Raw genomic sequence first — 15,985 nt, 5'->3', positions numbered from 1 at the left:
CTGACCCCGCGCCGAGGAGCCCGGGGCACAGGTGGGGGGCCGAGATACGTGGAGGACAGGGTGCGGGTGGTCATCGCCGAGGATTCAGTGCTGCTCAGGGAGGGCCTGACCCGGTTGCTGACCGACCGGGGGCACGATGTCGTGGCCGGTGTCGGTGACGGCGAGGCGCTGGTGAAGACGATCACGGAGCTGGGCGAGCAGGACCAGCTCCCGGACGTGGTCGTCGCGGACGTGCGGATGCCGCCGACGCACACGGACGAGGGGGTCCGTGCCGCCGTGAAGCTGCGGGGCCGTTTCCCGGGGCTCGGCGTGCTGGTGCTGTCTCAGTATGTGGAGGAGCAGTACGCGACGGAGCTGCTCGCGGGTTCCAGTCACGGCGTGGGTTATCTCCTGAAGGACCGGGTCGCGGAGGTCCGCGAGTTCGTGGACGCGGTGGTGCGGGTCGCGGAGGGCGGCACGGCCCTGGACCCGGAGGTGGTCGCGCAGCTGCTCGGCCGCAGCCGCAAGCAGGACGTCCTGGCGAACCTGACCCCGCGTGAGCGCGAGGTCCTCGGCCTGATGGCGGAGGGCCGGACGAACTCGGCGATCGCCCGCCAGCTGGTGGTGAGCGACGGCGCGGTGGAGAAGCACGTGAGCAACATCTTCCTGAAGCTCGGCCTGTCGCAGAGTGACGGGGATCACCGCCGGGTTCTGGCCGTCCTGACCTACCTGAACTCCTGAGTACCTGACACCCTGTCAGATAGCGGACGCGCCCCGGCCTTCTTCCAGAGGGGCGCGAGCGGGACCCAGGGGGCGTGCGGACCATGGCGACAGCGGGCGAAAAACCGTCTCAACATGCGATCGGCTCTGCGATCGCTCAGAGGAAGGCGACCCTTACAGACGTAGGGTGGACCTTGGGAGGGCCGGTGGGCCGGCCATGCCCGCACAGCCGCCTCGAAGGAGGTCCAGTTCAGTGACCAGCCAGGTCAGTAGCACCGCCGAGCAGGCCGACGGGGCCGACAGCGCGGTCGTCGGGGGACAGCGCACACACGCGGGGGCACCGGGCAAGGACGTGCGGCGCGTGGACCGGGTCATCATCCGGTTCGCGGGCGACTCCGGTGACGGTATGCAGCTCACCGGCGACCGCTTCACCTCGGAGACCGCCTCGTTCGGCAACGATCTCTCGACCCTGCCGAACTTCCCGGCCGAGATCCGCGCCCCTGCCGGCACCCTGCCCGGCGTCTCCTCGTTCCAGCTCCACTTCGCCGACCACGACATCCTGACCCCGGGCGACGCGCCGAACGTGCTGGTCGCGATGAACCCGGCCGCACTGAGGGCGAACATCGCGGACGTCCCGCGCGGCGCCGAAGTCATCGTGAACACCGACGAGTTCACCAAGCGGGCCATGACGAAGGTGGGGTACGCCACGAGCCCCCTCGACGACGGTTCGCTCGAGGCCTACCACGTGCACCCGGTGCCGCTGACGACGCTGACGGTCGAGGCGCTGAAGGAGTTCGACCTCTCGCGCAAGGAGGCCGAGCGCAGCAAGAACATGTTCGCGCTCGGTCTGCTGTCGTGGATGTACCACCGGCCCACGGAGGGCACGGAGAAGTTCCTGAAGGCCAAGTTCGGCCGCAAGCCCGAGATCATGAAGGCGAACCTGGCGGCGTTCCACGCGGGGTGGAACTTCGGGGAGACCACCGAGGACTTCGCGGTCTCCTACGAGGTCGCACCGGCCGCCACCGCGTTCCCCACGGGCACCTACCGCAACATCTCGGGGAACCTGGCGCTGTCGTACGGCCTGATCGCCGCCTCCCGGCAGGCGGACCTGCCGCTCTACCTCGGCTCGTACCCGATCACCCCCGCCTCGGACATCCTGCACGAGCTGTCGAAGCACAAGAACTTCGGTGTGCGGACGTTCCAGGCGGAGGACGAGATCGCGGGGATCGGTGCGGCGCTGGGCGCCGCGTTCGGCGGCTCGCTCGCCGTCACGACGACCTCCGGTCCCGGCGTGGCCCTCAAGTCGGAGACGATCGGTCTGGCCGTCTCGCTCGAACTGCCGCTGCTCGTCGTCGACATCCAGCGCGGCGGCCCCTCGACGGGCCTGCCGACGAAGACCGAGCAGGCGGACCTGCTCCAGGCCATGTACGGGCGCAACGGCGAGGCACCGGTCCCGGTCGTCGCCCCGTGCACCCCGGCGGACTGCTTCGACGCGGCCCTGGAGGCGGCCCGGATCGCGGTCACGTACCGCACCCCGGTGTTCCTCCTGTCCGACGGCTACCTGGCCAACGGGTCGGAGCCATGGCGCATCCCCGAGGTGGACGAACTGCCGGACCTGCGCACCCGGTTCGCGCAGGGTCCGAACCACACGCTGGACGACGGCACCGAGGTCTTCCAGCCCTACAAGCGGGACCCGCAGACGCTGGCCCGCCCGTGGGCGATCCCGGGCACCCCGGGCCTGGAGCACCGCATCGGCGGCATCGAGAAGCAGGACGGCACGGGGAACATCTCCTACGACCCGGCCAACCACGACTTCATGGTCCGCACCCGCCAGGCCAAGATCGACGGCATCGAGGTGCCCGACCTGGAGGTCGACGACCCGGCCGGCCCGGCGAGCACCCTCGTCCTGGGCTGGGGCTCGACGTACGGGCCGATCACCGCGGCCGTGCGCCGGCTGCGCACCGCGGGCACACCGATCGCACAGGCCCACCTGCGCCACCTGAACCCGTTCCCGAAGAACCTCGGCGAGGTCCTCGCGCGCTACGACAAGGTCGTGATCCCCGAGATGAACCTGGGCCAGCTCGCCACCCTGATCCGGGCGAAGTACCTGGTCGACGCGGAGAGCTACCACCAGGTCAACGGCATGCCGTTCAAGGCGGAGCAGCTCGCCACGGCTCTCAAGGAGGCCATCGATGCCTGAGTCACTCCTGAACCTGGTGCCCAAGGCCGAGGCCAAGCAGTCGATGAAGGACTTCAAGTCCGACCAGGAGGTGCGCTGGTGCCCGGGCTGCGGTGACTACGCGGTCCTGGCGGCCGTGCAGGGCTTCATGCCCGAGCTGGGCCTGGCCAAGGAGAACATCGTCTTCGTCTCCGGCATCGGCTGCTCCTCCCGCTTCCCGTACTACATGAACACCTACGGGATGCACTCGATCCACGGCCGCGCCCCGGCCATCGCGACCGGACTCGCCTCCTCGCGCCGCGACCTGAGCGTCTGGGTCGTCACCGGCGACGGCGACGCGCTGTCCATCGGCGGCAACCACCTCATCCACGCCCTGCGCCGCAACGTGAACCTGAAGATCCTGCTGTTCAACAACCGGATCTACGGCCTCACCAAGGGCCAGTACTCGCCCACCTCCGAGGTCGGCAAGATCACGAAGTCGACGCCGATGGGCTCGCTCGACGCGCCGTTCAACCCGGTGTCGCTCGCGATCGGCGCGGAGGCCTCGTTCGTGGCACGGACCGTGGACTCGGACCGCAAGCACCTCACGTCGGTGCTGCGCGAGGCGGCCGAGCACCCCGGCACCGCCCTCGTGGAGATCTACCAGAACTGCAACATCTTCAACGACAACGCCTTCGAGGTCCTCAAGGACAAGCAGCAGGCCGAGGAGGCCGTGATCCGGCTGGAGCACGGGCAGCCGATCGTCTTCGGCGCCGAGGGCTCCAAGGGCGTCGTGCGCGACCCGGCCACCGGCGATCTCCAGGTCGTCGCGGTGACGGACGCGAACCGGGCGGACATCCTCGTCCACGACACCCGCTCGGCCTCTCCGACCACCGCGTTCGCCCTGTCCCGGCTCGCCGATCCGGACACCCTGCACCACACCCCGATCGGCGTCTTCCGCAACGTGGAGCGGCCGGTCTACGACACGCAGATGGCCGAGCAGCTCGACGCCGCCGTCGAGAGGGACGGCAAGGGGGATCTCGGCGCCCTGCTGGCCGGTGGCGACACCTGGACCGTCGCGGGCTGAGCCGTCCCCCGTACGACGTCTGGAGCCCCGGAGTCGTGAAGTCGTGACGTCCTGGACGTGCGCCCGGCCGGCGCGTGTTCAGGACGTCGCGGCGCGCGCCGCGTCGTAGCGCTCGCGCGCCTGCATCACCCGGTCGAGACTGCGCTCCGTCCAGTCCGAGAGCGCCCGCACCTGGGCGGCCGCCTCCCGGCCGAGGTCCGTCAGCGAGTAGTCGACGCGCGGCGGGATGACCGGCTGCGCGGCACGGTGCACGACGCCGTCCCGCTCCAGCGTCTGCAGGGTCTGGGTGAGCATCTTCTCGCTCACCCCGCCGATCTCCCGGCGCAGCTCGCTGAACCGGAACGACCGCTCCTCCAGCACGAGCAGCACGAGCACCCCCCAGCGGCTGGTGACGTGCTCCAGCACGAGCCGCTGCGGACACATCTCCTGCCCCGGCCCCGTCGTCCACTCCCGGACCCGGCTCACCTTGGCGCGCTCTTCGCTGCTTACCGTCATGCCAGTACCTTACTTCAAAGTGGGTACTTACGAATCGACAGTGCACCTCTTACGGTGAGGACAGAACGCCCCACCGAAGGAGAACCCCCTCATGAGCCTCGTCGTCACCGGAGCCACCGGACACCTCGGCCACCTCGTCGTCGAAGGGCTGCTGGACGCCGGCGTGCCCGCCGGGGAGATCGCCGCCGTCGTGCGCAGCAAGGAGAAGGCCGCCCCGCTGGCCGCGCGCGGTGTCGAGCTCCGCATCGCCGACTACAGCGCGCCCGAGACCCTCACCGACGCCTTCCGCGCCGGGGACCGCGTCCTGCTCGTCTCCGGCAGCGAGGTCGGGCAGCGCGTCGCCCAGCACGGAGCCGTCGTCGACGCGGCGCGGACCGCGGGCGTGGCCCTGCTCGCCTACACGGGCATCCTGGGCGGCCCGGACGCCGACTTCGCGCTCGCCGACGAGCACAAGGCCACCGAGCAGCTGATCCTCGACTCGGGCCTGCCGTACACGTTCCTGCGCAACGGCTGGTACCACGAGAACTACACGGAGAACCTGGCGCCGGTCCTCGCCCACGGCGCCGTCGTGGGCAACGCGGGCGCGGGCCGCATCGCCTCCGCCTCCCGCGCCGACTACGCGGCCGCCGCCGTCGCCGTCCTGACCGGCGAGGGCCACGAGAACCGCGCGTACGAGCTGAGCGGCGACACCGCCTGGACGCTCGCCGAGTACGCGGCCGAGGTCGCCCGGCAGTCCGGCCGGGACATCGTCCACCGGGAGGTCACGCCGGAGCAGCACCAGGAGATCCTGGTGGGCGCCGGTCTGCCGGCCCCGTTCGCCGCGATCCTCGTCGGCGTCGACACGGCCGTCGGGCAGGGCCTGCTGGCCCGCGGCGACGGCGCGCTGTCCCGGCTCATCGGCCGCCCGACGACCCCGCTCGCGGACGCGATCGCCGCCGCGCTGAAGTAGCCCCCGCACCCGTCAGGACCGTATGGCGATACGGGCATGACAGACCCGCCCCGCGGCGCTACCTTGCTCAGTGGCCGCCGCGGGGCTGCCGTGTGGAGCGAGGAGGGTCCGTGGAGGACGCGGCGGCAAGGTCTGCGGGACAGGCGGGCAACGAGGGGCGCATCGGCCTCGTCAACGGATTCGCGGCGTACGGGATGTGGGGCCTCGTGCCCCTGTTCTGGCCGCTGCTCAAGCCCGCCGGGGCGATGGAGATCCTCGCCCACCGCATGGTGTGGTCGCTCGCCCTCGTCGGCATCGCCCTGCTGTTCGTGCGCAGGTGGGACTGGCTGCGCGAGCTGCTGCGCCGGCCGAGGCGGCTCGCGCTGGTCGTGGCCGCGGCCTCCGTGATCACCGTGAACTGGGGCTTCTACATCTGGGCGGTCAACGCGGGCCACGTCGTCGAGGCCTCGCTCGGCTACTTCATCAACCCGCTGGTCTCCATCGCGCTCGGCGTCCTGGTCCTCAAGGAGCGGCTGCGGCCCGCCCAGTGGGCGGCGGTCGCCACCGGCGCCGCCGCGGTCCTGGTCCTGGCCGTCGGCTACGGGCAGCCGCCGTGGATCTCGCTGACGCTCGCGTTCTCGTTCGGCACGTACGGGCTCGTGAAGAAGAAGGTGAACCTGGGCGGGGTCGAGTCGCTGGCCGCGGAGACCGCCGTGCAGTTCCTGCCCGCGCTCGCCTACCTGATCTGGCTGTCCGCCGAGGGCCGTGCCACGTTCACCACCGAGGGCCCCGGGCACGCGTCGCTGCTCGCGGCGACCGGCCTGGTGACGGCGATCCCGCTGGTGTGCTTCGGCGCCGCCGCGATCCGCGTCCCGCTCTCCACGCTCGGCCTGCTCCAGTACCTGGCCCCGGTCTTCCAGTTCGTGCTGGGCATCGCCTACTTCCACGAGGAGATGCCGCCCGAGCGCTGGGCCGGCTTCGCGCTGGTCTGGGCCGCCCTGGCCGTCCTGACCTGGGACGCCCTGCGCACGGCGCGGGCCGGCCGGATGCAGCTGGCCCGCGCCGCCCGCGCGGCCACGGCCCGCGACGACACCGGGTCCCCCGCCGGGGAGCCGCTCGGCACACCCCAGTAGGACGGCGCCCGGCCTACCGGCGGCCTATAACGGTCGCATGACCCTTGACTGGAAACTCGTCGTCGACGCCGCCGACCCGCACGCCCAGGCCGATTTCTGGTCCGGCGCCCTCGGCTACGTGATCGAGGACAACGCGGCATTGATCGGACAGCTGCTCGGGTTCGGGGCGCTCACCGAGGCCGACACGGTGGAGCGGTGGGGCCGGCGCGCGTTCCGCGACCTCGTGGCCGTCCGGCACCCGGACGACCCGGTGGCGCCGGACAGCGGCACCGGGCTCGGCCGGCGCATCCTCTTCCAGCGCGTCCCCGAGCCCAAGAGCGGCAAGAACCGGCTGCACCTGGACCTGCACGTGGGCGGGGAGCGGCGGGACGCGGAGGTCCGGCGGCTGACCGGCCTCGGGGCGCGGGTCCTGCACGAGGTGACGGCGCAGGGCGGCTCCTGGGTGACGCTGGCCGACCCCGAGGGCAACGAGTTCGACGTGCAGTGAGCCCGCGCGGCCCCTCCGGATCCCCCCGATTCACTCCCCCCGGATCCCATGCATCGGATCCCCCTGGCTCACATCAATGCATCTGCATATACTGCAAGCGCATGTAACCACTGCCTGCGCCCCAGGGGGAGCCATGTCCGATCACCTGTCCGACGGCCCGTCCGACCGCCGTTTCCTGTTCGTGCTCGGCAGCAGCCGCCCCGACGGCAACAGCGAACTGCTCGCGCGCCGGGCCGCCGAGCAGCTGCCGCCCGGCGTGAGCCGGCGCTGGATCGACCTCGCCGAGCACCGCCTCCCCGACTTCGAGGACCTGCGCCACGACAGCGACCACGTCCGGCCCCGCGGCGACGCGACCGCGCTGCTGCTCGACGCGACCCTCGACGCGACGGACCTCGTGATCGTGTCGCCGCTGTACTGGTACTCCGTGTCGGCGTCCGTCAAGCGCTACCTGGACCACTGGTCGGGCTGGCTGCGCACCCCCGGCGTCGACTTCAAGGAGACGATGGCCGGGCGCACCCTGTGGGGCGTCACGGCGCTCGCCCACGCGGAGCAGGTCGTCGCGGACCCGCTGACCGGAACGCTGCGCAATTCGGCGGCGTACCTCGGCATGCGGTTCGGCGGGGTGCTGCTCGGCAACGGCAGCAGGCCCGGTGACGTCCTGACCGACACCGACGCCCTGGCCCGCGCCAAGAGCTTCTTCGCCCGGGACGCGCCGCTCGCCCGCTTCCCCTACGAGGACGGGGCGCTCACGCCGTGATGTCCTTCGCCGTGAAGCGGGCCCAGGCCGCCGAGCCGAACACCGCCGCGTACAGCGCCTGGAGCTCCAGGTTCTTGACCAGATCGGTCCAGTAGACCGGCTCGCGCATCAGGTCCGCGAAGGACAGCCAGTAGTGCGAGAAGAAGTACGGCTGGATCGCGTGCAGCTGCGGGATCTGGTCGAGGATCTGCACCGTGATCAGGAGGCCGACCGTGGTCGCCATCGCCGCGATCCCGCTGTTCGTCAGCGTCGAGACGAACAGCCCGAGGGCCGCGATCCCGACCAGCGACAGCGCCACCGCGACGGCGATCAGAAGCGCCCGGCCGAGCCCCTCGCCGAAGCCGATCGTGGTCCCGGAGATCGTGACCAGATCGCCGAGCGGGAACAGGACCGCCCCGGTGGCCAGCGCCGACACCGCCACCACGAGCGTCGCCACCAGGCAGAACGTCATGGTCGTCGCGTACTTGGTCAGGAGCAGCCGGGTGCGGCCCGCGGGGGCCACCAGGAGATAGCGCAGGGTGCCCGACCCGGCCTCGCCCGCCACCGCGTCGCCCGCGATCACCCCGACCGCCATCGGCAGGAAGAACGGCAGGGTCGCGGCCAGCGCCGTGAACACGAGGAACAGCCCGTTGTTCGTGATCTGCGCGATGAACGCGGGGCCGCCGCCCTCCGGTCCGCCCCCGCCGACCCCGGAGCCGTCGCTCGTCTCGATCCGCACCGCGACGCCGATCAGCACCGGCACCGCGGCCAGCACCGCGAGCAGCGCGAGCGTGCGCCAGCGACGGAACGTCGTGGTCAGCTCGTTGCGGAACAGACCGAACGTCCAGCGGAACCGGCCGCCCCGCGCCACCGCCGCCCCCGTCGGCACCGCCTCAGCCCGCGACATCGAATCCCTCTCCCGTGAGCGCCACGAACGCGTCCTCCAGCGAGGGCCGTTCGACACCGAAGCCGCGGACGCGGACCCCCGCGGCGACCAGCGCCGCGGTCAGCTCCGCGAGGTCGGTCTCCGCGGGCGGCGGTTCGGCCGTGACCCGCTCCTGCCCGCTCTCCAGGATCACGACGCCCTGCTCCTTGAGGACCCGCACCGCGTCCGGGACGTCGGGTGTCGTGACGGTGAGCCGGCCCCGCGCGCCCGCCGCGAGCTCGGCGACCGGCCCCTGGGTGAGGAGCCGGCCCTGCGCCATCACCGCGGCGTGCGTGCAGACCTGCTCGATCTCGTCCAGCAGGTGGGAGGAGAGGAACACGGTCGTGCCGTCGGAGGCCAGCTCGCGCACGAGGGTGCGGATCTCGCGCATGCCCTGCGGGTCCAGGCCGTTCGTCGGCTCGTCCAGGACGAGCAGCCGGCGCGGCTGGAGCAGCGCCGCGGCGAGCCCGAGCCGCTGCTTCATGCCGAGGGAGTACGCCTTCGCCTTCCTGCCCGCGGCGGCCGCGAGCCCGACCCGCTCCAGGGCCGCCGCGACCCGGCCCCGGCGGGTGCGCGGGTCGGCCGTCGGGTCCGCGGAGTCGATCCGCAGCAGGTTGTCCCGGCCGGACAGGAACCCGTACAGGGCCGGGCCCTCGATCAGGGCGCCGACCTGCGGCAGCACCGTCCGCGCCGCGCGGGGCATCGGCCGGTCGAGGACCCGCGCGGTGCCGGACGTCGGTTCGATCAGGCCCATGAGCATGCGGATGGTGGTGGTCTTGCCCGAGCCGTTGGGCCCGAGGAAGCCGAAGACGGCCCCCTCGGGCACGGTCAGGCTGAGCCCGTCGACGGCCAGGTGCCCGCCGCGGTACCGCTTGCTGAGCTCGCGGGTCTCGATGACCGGCGCCATGCCCCTCCCTCGCGTCGTGACGAGGTGAGGGGGCGGGGCGCTCGGCCCCGCCCCCTCACCCGTGCTGCGCCGTGCCGGATCAGCCCGCGTCGGCGGCCTTCACCAGCGCTTCCTTGGTGACGGCACCGGCGTAGGCCTTGCCGTCCTCGGTGACCAGGACATTGACCAGGCGCGTCGAGTAGACCGTGCCCGTGCCGAAGTCGCCCTTGACCTTGTCGCCCAGCGAGTCGAGGAACTTCTGGGCGTCGGCCGGCATGTCGGCGCCGGAGTCCGCGTCCGTGCCGCCGCCGAGCATCCCGGCGCCGGACGGCAGCTTCAGCTCGGCGATCGAGGTCCAGCCCTCGCCGACGACCTTCAGGTCCCCGGCCGCACCGGCGCCCTGCGGCATGCGCCGCGCGTGGTCGCCGTGCTCCGCGGCCTTGCGGTGCGCGTCGTCGGCCTCGGTGACCTTGGTGCCCTTCGACGGCTTGAAGTCGAAGGTGGACGCGGCCGGCTTGCCGAAGTCGACGCTGGTGAAGCCCGCGTCGACGACGGCCGCGCCGCCGCTCGCCGGGGTCAGCGAGAACTTCAGCGGCGTGCCGGTCTTCGCGTCGACGGAGACCGTGATCGCGCCGACCGTCGAACCGGACTGCTTCGGCTTGATCTGCAGCCGGTAGGCGTCGCGGCCCGCGACCTGGGCGGTGCCGTCCACCGTGAACGACGTCGTGTCGCCGGCCGCCTCGACGATCTCGTCCGTGAGCTCCTTCGGCGTGGCGGGCAGCTCGCCCTCGTGCCGCTTCGCCCGGTCCTCGCCGGAGTGCTTCCCCGCGTCCTTCGCGTGGTAGGCCTCGTTCGACTTGCTGTCGTAGGCCCACACGTCGCTGCCGTTGTGGATCAGGCTGTACTCGGACGCGTCGTCGAGGATCGAGAGCTTCTGCCGGTCCGGGCCGTCCGCCGCGACACGCAGGGTGTGCGTGCCGGAGGCGAGCTCGGTGAGCTTGGCCTTCGGGTCCGCGGACGAGGAGCCCTCGTCACCGCCGGCCCCGCCGCCCAGCATGCCGGAGGCGGCACCGCCCAGCGAGGGCAGCCCCAGATCGGTGTGGATCTTCACGGTGCCGGACAGCTGCTGGGTGTCCGAGGCCGCGATCTTCTGCAGGAGTTCCTGAGCCGTGATCTTCGGCAGGTCGGGGTCGCCGGAGTCGGCGAGCGCCGGGACCAGCCCGATCGTCGCCGCGGCCACCCCGATCACGGCCACGGGGACCGCGTACCGGGCCGCCCTGCGCCGTCCTGCGCCGGTGCCGGCGGTCCCGCCGTCCTGGCTGTCTTCGGATGCGTACGGTGCCATGTCTGTTGCCCTACCTCCGTGATCGGCGGCGGCCTACCGTCCTGTGCACTCGTTCGGTCTGTACGGTCTGCGTTCCACCCCGAGCCGCCATTCTCACCCGAAACGGTCCTGAATCGGTAAGGAGTGGATGACTCAATCTGACCAAAGCGGGCCCGGAAAGACGTCAGACCCCGGGATCAACTCCGTGTACGCCTACGGGATGACACGGAGTTCCCCTCCCCCTCCGGGTGGCGGGCGCCCCGTTCACCCGGCACGGTGAGCGGGCGTGGCGGACCGTCAGCCCGCCCGGTGCACCACCGCGTCGCACAGCTCCAGCAGCGCCGCCCTGGCCTCGCACTCGGGCAGCGGGGCGAGCGCCGCGCGGGCGTCCTCCGCGTAGCGCACGGTGTCGCGGCGGGCCTGCTCGAGCGCCGGGTGGGCCCGCAGCCGGGTGAGCGCCTCGGCGTGCCGGGCGTCGTCGGTGAGGTCGGAGTCGAGGAGCTCGACGAGCGCCCGGTCCTCGGTCAGACCGAGCCGGTCGGCGCGCTCGCGCAGCCGCAGCACCGGCAGCGTCGGGATGCCCTCGCGCAGGTCGGTGCCGGGCGTCTTGCCGGACTCGTGCGAGTCGGAGGCGATGTCGAGCACGTCGTCGGCGAGCTGGAACGCGACGCCGAGCCGCTCCCCGTACTGGGTGAGGACGTCGACGACGGTCTCGTCGGCGCCGGACATCATGGCGCCGAACCGGCAGGCCACGGCGATCAGCGAGCCGGTCTTGCCGGCGAGCACGTCCAGGTAGTGGTCGACCGGGTCGCGCCCGTCGGCCGGGCCCGCGGTCTCCAGGATCTGGCCGGTGACCAGGCGCTCGAACGCCTCCGCCTGGATACGGACGGCGTCCGGGCCCAGGTCGGCGAGGATGTGGGAGGCGCGGGCGAAGAGGAAGTCGCCGGTGAGGACGGCCACCGAGTTGCCCCAGCGCTGGTTGGCGCTGGGCACGCCGCGGCGCACGTCCGCCTCGTCCATCACGTCGTCGTGGTAGAGCGTGGCGAGGTGGGTGAGCTCGACGACGACGGCCGAGGGCACGACGCCCGGCGCGTACGGATCGCCGAACTGGGCGGCGAGCGTCACGAGCAGCGGCCGGAAGCGCTTGCCCCCGGCGCGCACCAGATGCTGGGCCGCCTCCGTGATGAAGGGAACCTCGCTCTTGGTGGCGTCGAGCAGTCCCTCCTCGACAGCCGCCAATCCGGCCTGGACATCGGCTTCGAGAGCCTGGTCCCGCACGCTAAGACCGAAAGTCCCGACGACGGTCACGAGTGGGTCTCCTGTCTGCTGACGATCACGACGATCACCTGGCGAACCCGGTCGATCATTCGGTCGATGACACGGTTTGTCGATGTGTCGCTGCCATCACTCAAGTCAGCGTATCCGGTCGCGTTTCGATCACAGGGGGCGCCCGCCCGGACAGTCCGCACCAGGCGCTCTTCTGACGCCCCCGGTATGTTCGTGATCATCCGATACGACCGGGAGTGCCCATCATGTCCCGCACCGTGACCGACACCGACCCCGAACCGCCGCCGGGCGACGACGCGGCCTTCCTCGGACAGCCCCGCGGACTGCTCACGCTGTCGGGGCTCGAGGTCTGGGAGCGCTTCTCGTTCCTCGGCATGCAGGCCATTCTCGTCCTGTACTTCGCCGACACCGTCGCACACGGCGGCCTCGGCATGGATCCGGGCACCGCCGCGTCGGTCTCCGCCGCGTACGGCACCCTTGTCTATCTTGTGTCCGTCGCGGGCGGATGGCTCGCCGACCGGATCCTCGGCTCGTACCGGGCCGTCCTGTGGGGCGGCATCCTCATCGCCTGCGGCCACTACTCCATGGCGGTGCCCACCGCGACGATGACCTGGGTCGGCCTCGGCCTGATCAGCGCCGGCACCGGCCTGCTGAAGCCCAACGTGGCGTCCATGGTCGGCAAGCTCTACCGCACCGACGACGAGCGCCGCGACGCCGGCTTCGCGCTGTACTACATGGGCATCAACATCGGCGCGTTCGCCGGGCCGCTCATCACCGCGTGGCTCGGCGACCACAAGGGCTGGCACTGGGGCTTCTCCGCCGCCGCCGTCGGCATGACCTTCGGCCTGATCCAGTACGTCGCCGGGCGGCGTCACCTGGCCGGGCGCAAGGACGCCGCCGAGTACCGGCTGCCGCAGGCCGCGCTGCGCCGGACCCTGCGCCTGATGGCCGCGGGCGCCGTCGTCGTGGCCGCGCTCGCCGTCGCGCTCGTGGCCGCCGGATGGCTCACGATGGACCGCTTCGTCGACGTCCTCACCGTCATCTCGGTGATCGCGCCCGTCGTCTACTTCGTCGTCATGTTCCGCAGCCCGCGCGTCACCGCCGAGGAGCGCGGCCGGCTCCGCCCCTACCTGGTCCTCTTCGTCGCGTCCGTCGCCTTCAACTTCATCCTCTTCCAGGCGTACTCGACGATGATGCTGCTGGCCTCGACGAACGCCGAGACCACCATCCTCGGCTTCCACTTCCCGGCCGGCTGGTACGCCTCCGCGCTCGGCGCCTTCGAGGTGGCGCTCGCGCCCGTCGTCGCGGGCGTGTGGGCGCGGATGGGCCCACGCCAGCCGCACGCCTCCAACAAGATCGCGCTGGGCGTGATCCTCGGCGGCCTGTCCTTCCTGCTGATGGTCCTGCCGACCTCCGGGCACGCCGACGACTCGTACCGGATGGCCGCCTGGTGGATCGTCGGCTCGTACCTGCTGCTCGGGCTCGGTGACGTCCTCCTGGAGACCTCCGGCATGTCCGCCACCACCAAGCTCGCCCCGCAGGCCTTCGCGAGCCAGACCATGTCTCTCTGGTTCCTCTCCCTCGCCCTGGCCAACGGCATCCAGGCCCAGACCGTGAAGCTCTACGGAGAGGTCTCCAACCCGGCGTACTTCGGGGTCAACGGCGCGATCGCCGTCGCCGTCGGTCTCGCCGTGATCGCCCTGGCGCCGTGGCTGCGCCGCACCATGCACCCCGTTCACTGAGGTCCTGCCGCTCACCGAGGTACTGCCATGAGTCCTGCCGCACCCCGCATCCGCACCGACTTCGCCTTCGACGTGTCCCACGAGGACGTCCGGATCCCCCTGTCCGACGGGACGACCCTCTTCGCCCGGATCTGGCGCCCGGCCACCGACGAGCCCGTCCCCGTCGTCCTCGAGTACCTGCCCTACCGGCTCTCCGACTGGACGGCGCCGCGCGACTGGCAGCGCCACCCCTGGTACGCGGGCCACGGCTACGCCTCCGTACGGGTCGACGTGCGCGGGCACGGCAACTCGGAGGGCCTGCCCGGCGACGAGTACGACGCACAGGAGCTCGCGGACGGCGTCGAGGTCGTGAACTGGCTCGCGGCCCAGCCCTGGTCCTCGGGCCGGGTCGGCATGTTCGGCATCTCGTGGGGCGGCTTCAACTCACTCCAGATCGCGGCCCTCGCGCCCGAGCCGCTCAAGGCGATCGTCACCGTCTGCTCCACGGACGACCGCTATGACAACGACGTGCACTACATGGGTGGTTCCGTGCTCGCCGTCGACATGCACGCATGGGCGGCGACCATGCTCGCGTTCGTGTCCCGGCCGCCGGACCCGGAGTTCGTGGGCGACGCCTGGAAGGAGATGTGGACGGAGCGCCTGGAGGCGGTCGACCCGTTCATCCACACCTGGCTCGCCCACCAGACCCGCGACGACTACTGGCGGCACGGCTCCGTCTGCGAGGACTACACGGCGATCACGGCGGGCGTCCTCGCCGTCGGCGGCTGGCACGACCCGTACCGGGACACCGTGCTGCGGCTGGTCCACGCGCTCCCCGACGACCAGGTGCGGGGCATCATCGGGCCCTGGTCGCACCAGTACCCGGACCGCTGCCTGCCGCCCGGCCCCGGCATCGGCTTCCTCCAGGAGACGCTGCGCTGGTGGGACCACTGGCTCAAGGGCGAAGACACGGGGATCATGGCCGAGCCGAAACTGCGCTCCTGGCTCAGCGACTCCCATCCGCCCGCCACCGTCTACGCGGAGCTGCCGGGCCGCTGGGTCGGCGACCCGTCCTGGCCCTCCCCGCACGTCACGCCCGTCACGTACGCGCTCCAGGGCGCGCCGGTGCCGGTCCGTTCCCCGCAGCAGACGGGCCTGGACGCGGGCCGCTTCTTCCCGTTCGGCAACGACGCGGACCTGCCGCCCGACCAGCGGGACGAGGACGCGAAGTCGGCCTGCTTCGAGTTCGAGGTGCCGGCCGACACGGCGGTGCTCGGGCGGCCCCGGGTCCGGCTGCGGGTCACGTCGCCGGTGCCGCGCGGACAGGCCGTCGCCCGGCTCTGCGACGTCGCGCCCGACGGCTCGTCGACCCTCGTGACGCGCGGCGTCCTCAACTTCTCGACCCGGCACGGGCGTTCGGTGACCGTGCCCATGGTGCCGGGCATGACCGAGGACGTCACCTTCGAGCTGAACGGCATCGGCCATGTCTTCCCCGCCGGGCACCGCATCCGGCTCGCCGTGTCCTCCGCGTACTGGCCCTGGATCTGGCCGCAGCCCGGCTCCCAGCGCGGCTTCACACTCGACCCGCAGGGCAGCTCCCTCGAGCTGCCGGTGCGGGAGGCGGCGGACGGGCCGGAGATCACCTTCGGGGAGCCCGAACAGTCCGAGCCGCTCGGGGTCGTCTTCCCCGCCGCGCTGGACGAGGAGGAGCGGCCGGAGCGGCTCGTCGTGCGGGATGTCGCGCGCGGCGAGTGGCGGCTCGAGGTCGACCCGAAGTACGGCGGGACCCGGGTCTACCCGGACGGCCTGGAGTTCACCGAGGACGCCCTGGAGACGTACGTCGTCCAGGAGGCGGACCCCCTCTCGGCCCGCACCCGCTCCGACTGGACGATCCGGCTGCACCGGCCCGAGCGGGGGTGGGACGCGCGGGTGGAGACCCGCTCGGAGATCTCCTGCACGGAGCGGGAGTTCGTGACCTCGAACGAGGTCGTGTGCCGGGCCGGGGACGAGGTGGTGTTCCACCGGACGTGGGAGCGCAGGCTGCCGAGGGCGGCGGGCTAGCTCCTGGGATCTCGGGTGCGGGTGCGTGGGGCTTCTCGCGCAGTTCCCCGCGCCCCTG

At 71.9% G+C, this 15,985-nt stretch carries 14 protein-coding genes; 9 read left to right on the top strand and 5 right to left on the bottom strand.

Annotation, left to right across the window (positions count from 1 at the left end; all coding sequences use genetic code 11):
• Positions 1-60 precede the first annotated feature (60 nt).
• The 3 genes from GTW43_RS14425 (at position 61) to GTW43_RS14415 (ending at position 3,944) form a co-directional block, all read left to right on the top strand.
• Positions 61-720, top strand: coding sequence for a response regulator transcription factor (locus GTW43_RS14425; protein ID WP_343246004.1), 660 nt, complete (start codon positions 61-63; stop codon positions 718-720).
• A 232-nt stretch (positions 721-952) separates the two neighbouring features.
• A complete protein-coding gene (locus GTW43_RS14420) occupies positions 953-2,899 on the top strand; it encodes a 2-oxoacid:acceptor oxidoreductase subunit alpha (RefSeq protein ID WP_161302204.1) in 1,947 nt (648 codons plus the stop codon).
• Positions 2,892-3,944 (top strand): 2-oxoacid:ferredoxin oxidoreductase subunit beta, encoded by a 1,053-nt coding sequence (locus GTW43_RS14415; protein WP_161302202.1) that lies wholly within the window; start codon positions 2,892-2,894, stop codon positions 3,942-3,944. The genes GTW43_RS14420 and GTW43_RS14415 overlap by 8 nt, the downstream gene beginning before the upstream one ends.
• A gap of 78 nt (positions 3,945-4,022) precedes the next feature.
• Here the strand turns inward: GTW43_RS14415 and GTW43_RS14410 are convergent, their stop codons facing one another.
• The gene (locus tag GTW43_RS14410) at positions 4,023-4,367 is read right to left on the bottom strand and encodes a helix-turn-helix domain-containing protein (RefSeq protein WP_237536597.1); all 345 of its coding nucleotides are present in this window, start codon (positions 4,365-4,367) and stop codon (positions 4,023-4,025) included.
• A gap of 163 nt (positions 4,368-4,530) precedes the next feature.
• Here GTW43_RS14410 and GTW43_RS14405 point away from each other — a divergent pair, with 163 nt between their 5' ends.
• The 4 genes from GTW43_RS14405 (at position 4,531) to GTW43_RS14390 (ending at position 7,744) form a co-directional block, all read left to right on the top strand.
• Positions 4,531-5,388, top strand: coding sequence for an SDR family oxidoreductase (locus GTW43_RS14405; RefSeq protein WP_161302199.1), 858 nt, complete (start codon positions 4,531-4,533; stop codon positions 5,386-5,388).
• A gap of 110 nt (positions 5,389-5,498) precedes the next feature.
• Positions 5,499-6,500, top strand: coding sequence for an EamA family transporter RarD (gene rarD, locus GTW43_RS14400; protein WP_343246003.1), 1,002 nt, complete (start codon positions 5,499-5,501; stop codon positions 6,498-6,500).
• 37 nt (positions 6,501-6,537) lie between these two features.
• Positions 6,538-6,987, top strand: a complete 450-nt coding sequence (locus GTW43_RS14395) for a VOC family protein (protein WP_161302195.1) — start codon at positions 6,538-6,540, stop codon at positions 6,985-6,987.
• Positions 6,988-7,120: 133 nt separating this feature from the next.
• Positions 7,121-7,744 carry an NAD(P)H-dependent oxidoreductase gene (locus GTW43_RS14390; protein WP_161302193.1) on the top strand — a complete coding sequence of 208 codons (624 nt, stop codon included), beginning with the start codon at positions 7,121-7,123 and terminating at the stop codon, positions 7,742-7,744.
• On the opposite strand, the gene GTW43_RS14385 is transcribed toward GTW43_RS14390, so the two are convergent.
• The 4 genes from GTW43_RS14385 to GTW43_RS14370 form a co-directional block, all read right to left on the bottom strand.
• Positions 7,734-8,630 (bottom strand): ABC transporter permease, encoded by an 897-nt coding sequence (locus GTW43_RS14385; RefSeq protein ID WP_161302191.1) that lies wholly within the window; start codon positions 8,628-8,630, stop codon positions 7,734-7,736. The genes GTW43_RS14390 and GTW43_RS14385 overlap by 11 nt on opposite strands.
• A complete protein-coding gene (locus tag GTW43_RS14380) occupies positions 8,617-9,555 on the bottom strand; it encodes an ABC transporter ATP-binding protein (protein ID WP_161302189.1) in 939 nt (312 codons plus the stop codon). Before GTW43_RS14380 ends, GTW43_RS14385 begins: the two co-directional genes overlap by 14 nt.
• Positions 9,556-9,634: 79 nt before the next feature.
• Positions 9,635-10,879 (bottom strand): DUF2092 domain-containing protein, encoded by a 1,245-nt coding sequence (locus tag GTW43_RS14375; RefSeq protein ID WP_161302187.1) that lies wholly within the window; start codon positions 10,877-10,879, stop codon positions 9,635-9,637.
• A gap of 276 nt (positions 10,880-11,155) precedes the next feature.
• Positions 11,156-12,166 (bottom strand): polyprenyl synthetase family protein, encoded by a 1,011-nt coding sequence (locus GTW43_RS14370; protein ID WP_161302185.1) that lies wholly within the window; start codon positions 12,164-12,166, stop codon positions 11,156-11,158.
• A gap of 224 nt (positions 12,167-12,390) precedes the next feature.
• Between GTW43_RS14370 and GTW43_RS14365 the strand changes: the two genes are divergently transcribed.
• Positions 12,391-13,887, top strand: a complete 1,497-nt coding sequence (locus GTW43_RS14365; RefSeq protein ID WP_161302183.1) for a peptide MFS transporter — start codon at positions 12,391-12,393, stop codon at positions 13,885-13,887.
• Between the two features lie 27 nt (positions 13,888-13,914).
• Positions 13,915-15,927 carry a CocE/NonD family hydrolase gene (locus GTW43_RS14360; RefSeq protein WP_161302181.1) on the top strand — a complete coding sequence of 671 codons (2,013 nt, stop codon included), beginning with the start codon at positions 13,915-13,917 and terminating at the stop codon, positions 15,925-15,927.
• Positions 15,928-15,985 lie beyond the last annotated feature (58 nt).

Source organism: Streptomyces sp. SID5785, from assembly GCF_009870065.1.
Classification (GTDB): Bacteria; Actinomycetota; Actinomycetes; order Streptomycetales; family Streptomycetaceae; genus Streptomyces.
This window is presented reverse-complemented; position numbering and strand designations above follow the sequence as displayed.

Coding starts and splice junctions, on each gene's coding strand:
- GTW43_RS14410 (WP_237536597.1), bottom strand. CDS start 4,367: ATGTGTCCGCAGCGGCTCGTGCTGGAGCACGTCACCAGCCGCTGGGGG.
- GTW43_RS14380 (WP_161302189.1), bottom strand. CDS start 9,555: ATGGCGCCGGTCATCGAGACCCGCGAGCTCAGCAAGCGGTACCGCGGC.
- GTW43_RS14415 (WP_161302202.1), top strand. CDS start 2,892: ATGCCTGAGTCACTCCTGAACCTGGTGCCCAAGGCCGAGGCCAAGCAG.
- GTW43_RS14385 (WP_161302191.1), bottom strand. CDS start 8,630: ATGTCGCGGGCTGAGGCGGTGCCGACGGGGGCGGCGGTGGCGCGGGGC.
- GTW43_RS14395 (WP_161302195.1), top strand. CDS start 6,538: ATGACCCTTGACTGGAAACTCGTCGTCGACGCCGCCGACCCGCACGCC.
- GTW43_RS14405 (WP_161302199.1), top strand. CDS start 4,531: ATGAGCCTCGTCGTCACCGGAGCCACCGGACACCTCGGCCACCTCGTC.
- GTW43_RS14360 (WP_161302181.1), top strand. CDS start 13,915: ATGAGTCCTGCCGCACCCCGCATCCGCACCGACTTCGCCTTCGACGTG.
- GTW43_RS14390 (WP_161302193.1), top strand. CDS start 7,121: ATGTCCGATCACCTGTCCGACGGCCCGTCCGACCGCCGTTTCCTGTTC.
- GTW43_RS14365 (WP_161302183.1), top strand. CDS start 12,391: ATGTCCCGCACCGTGACCGACACCGACCCCGAACCGCCGCCGGGCGAC.
- GTW43_RS14375 (WP_161302187.1), bottom strand. CDS start 10,879: ATGGCACCGTACGCATCCGAAGACAGCCAGGACGGCGGGACCGCCGGC.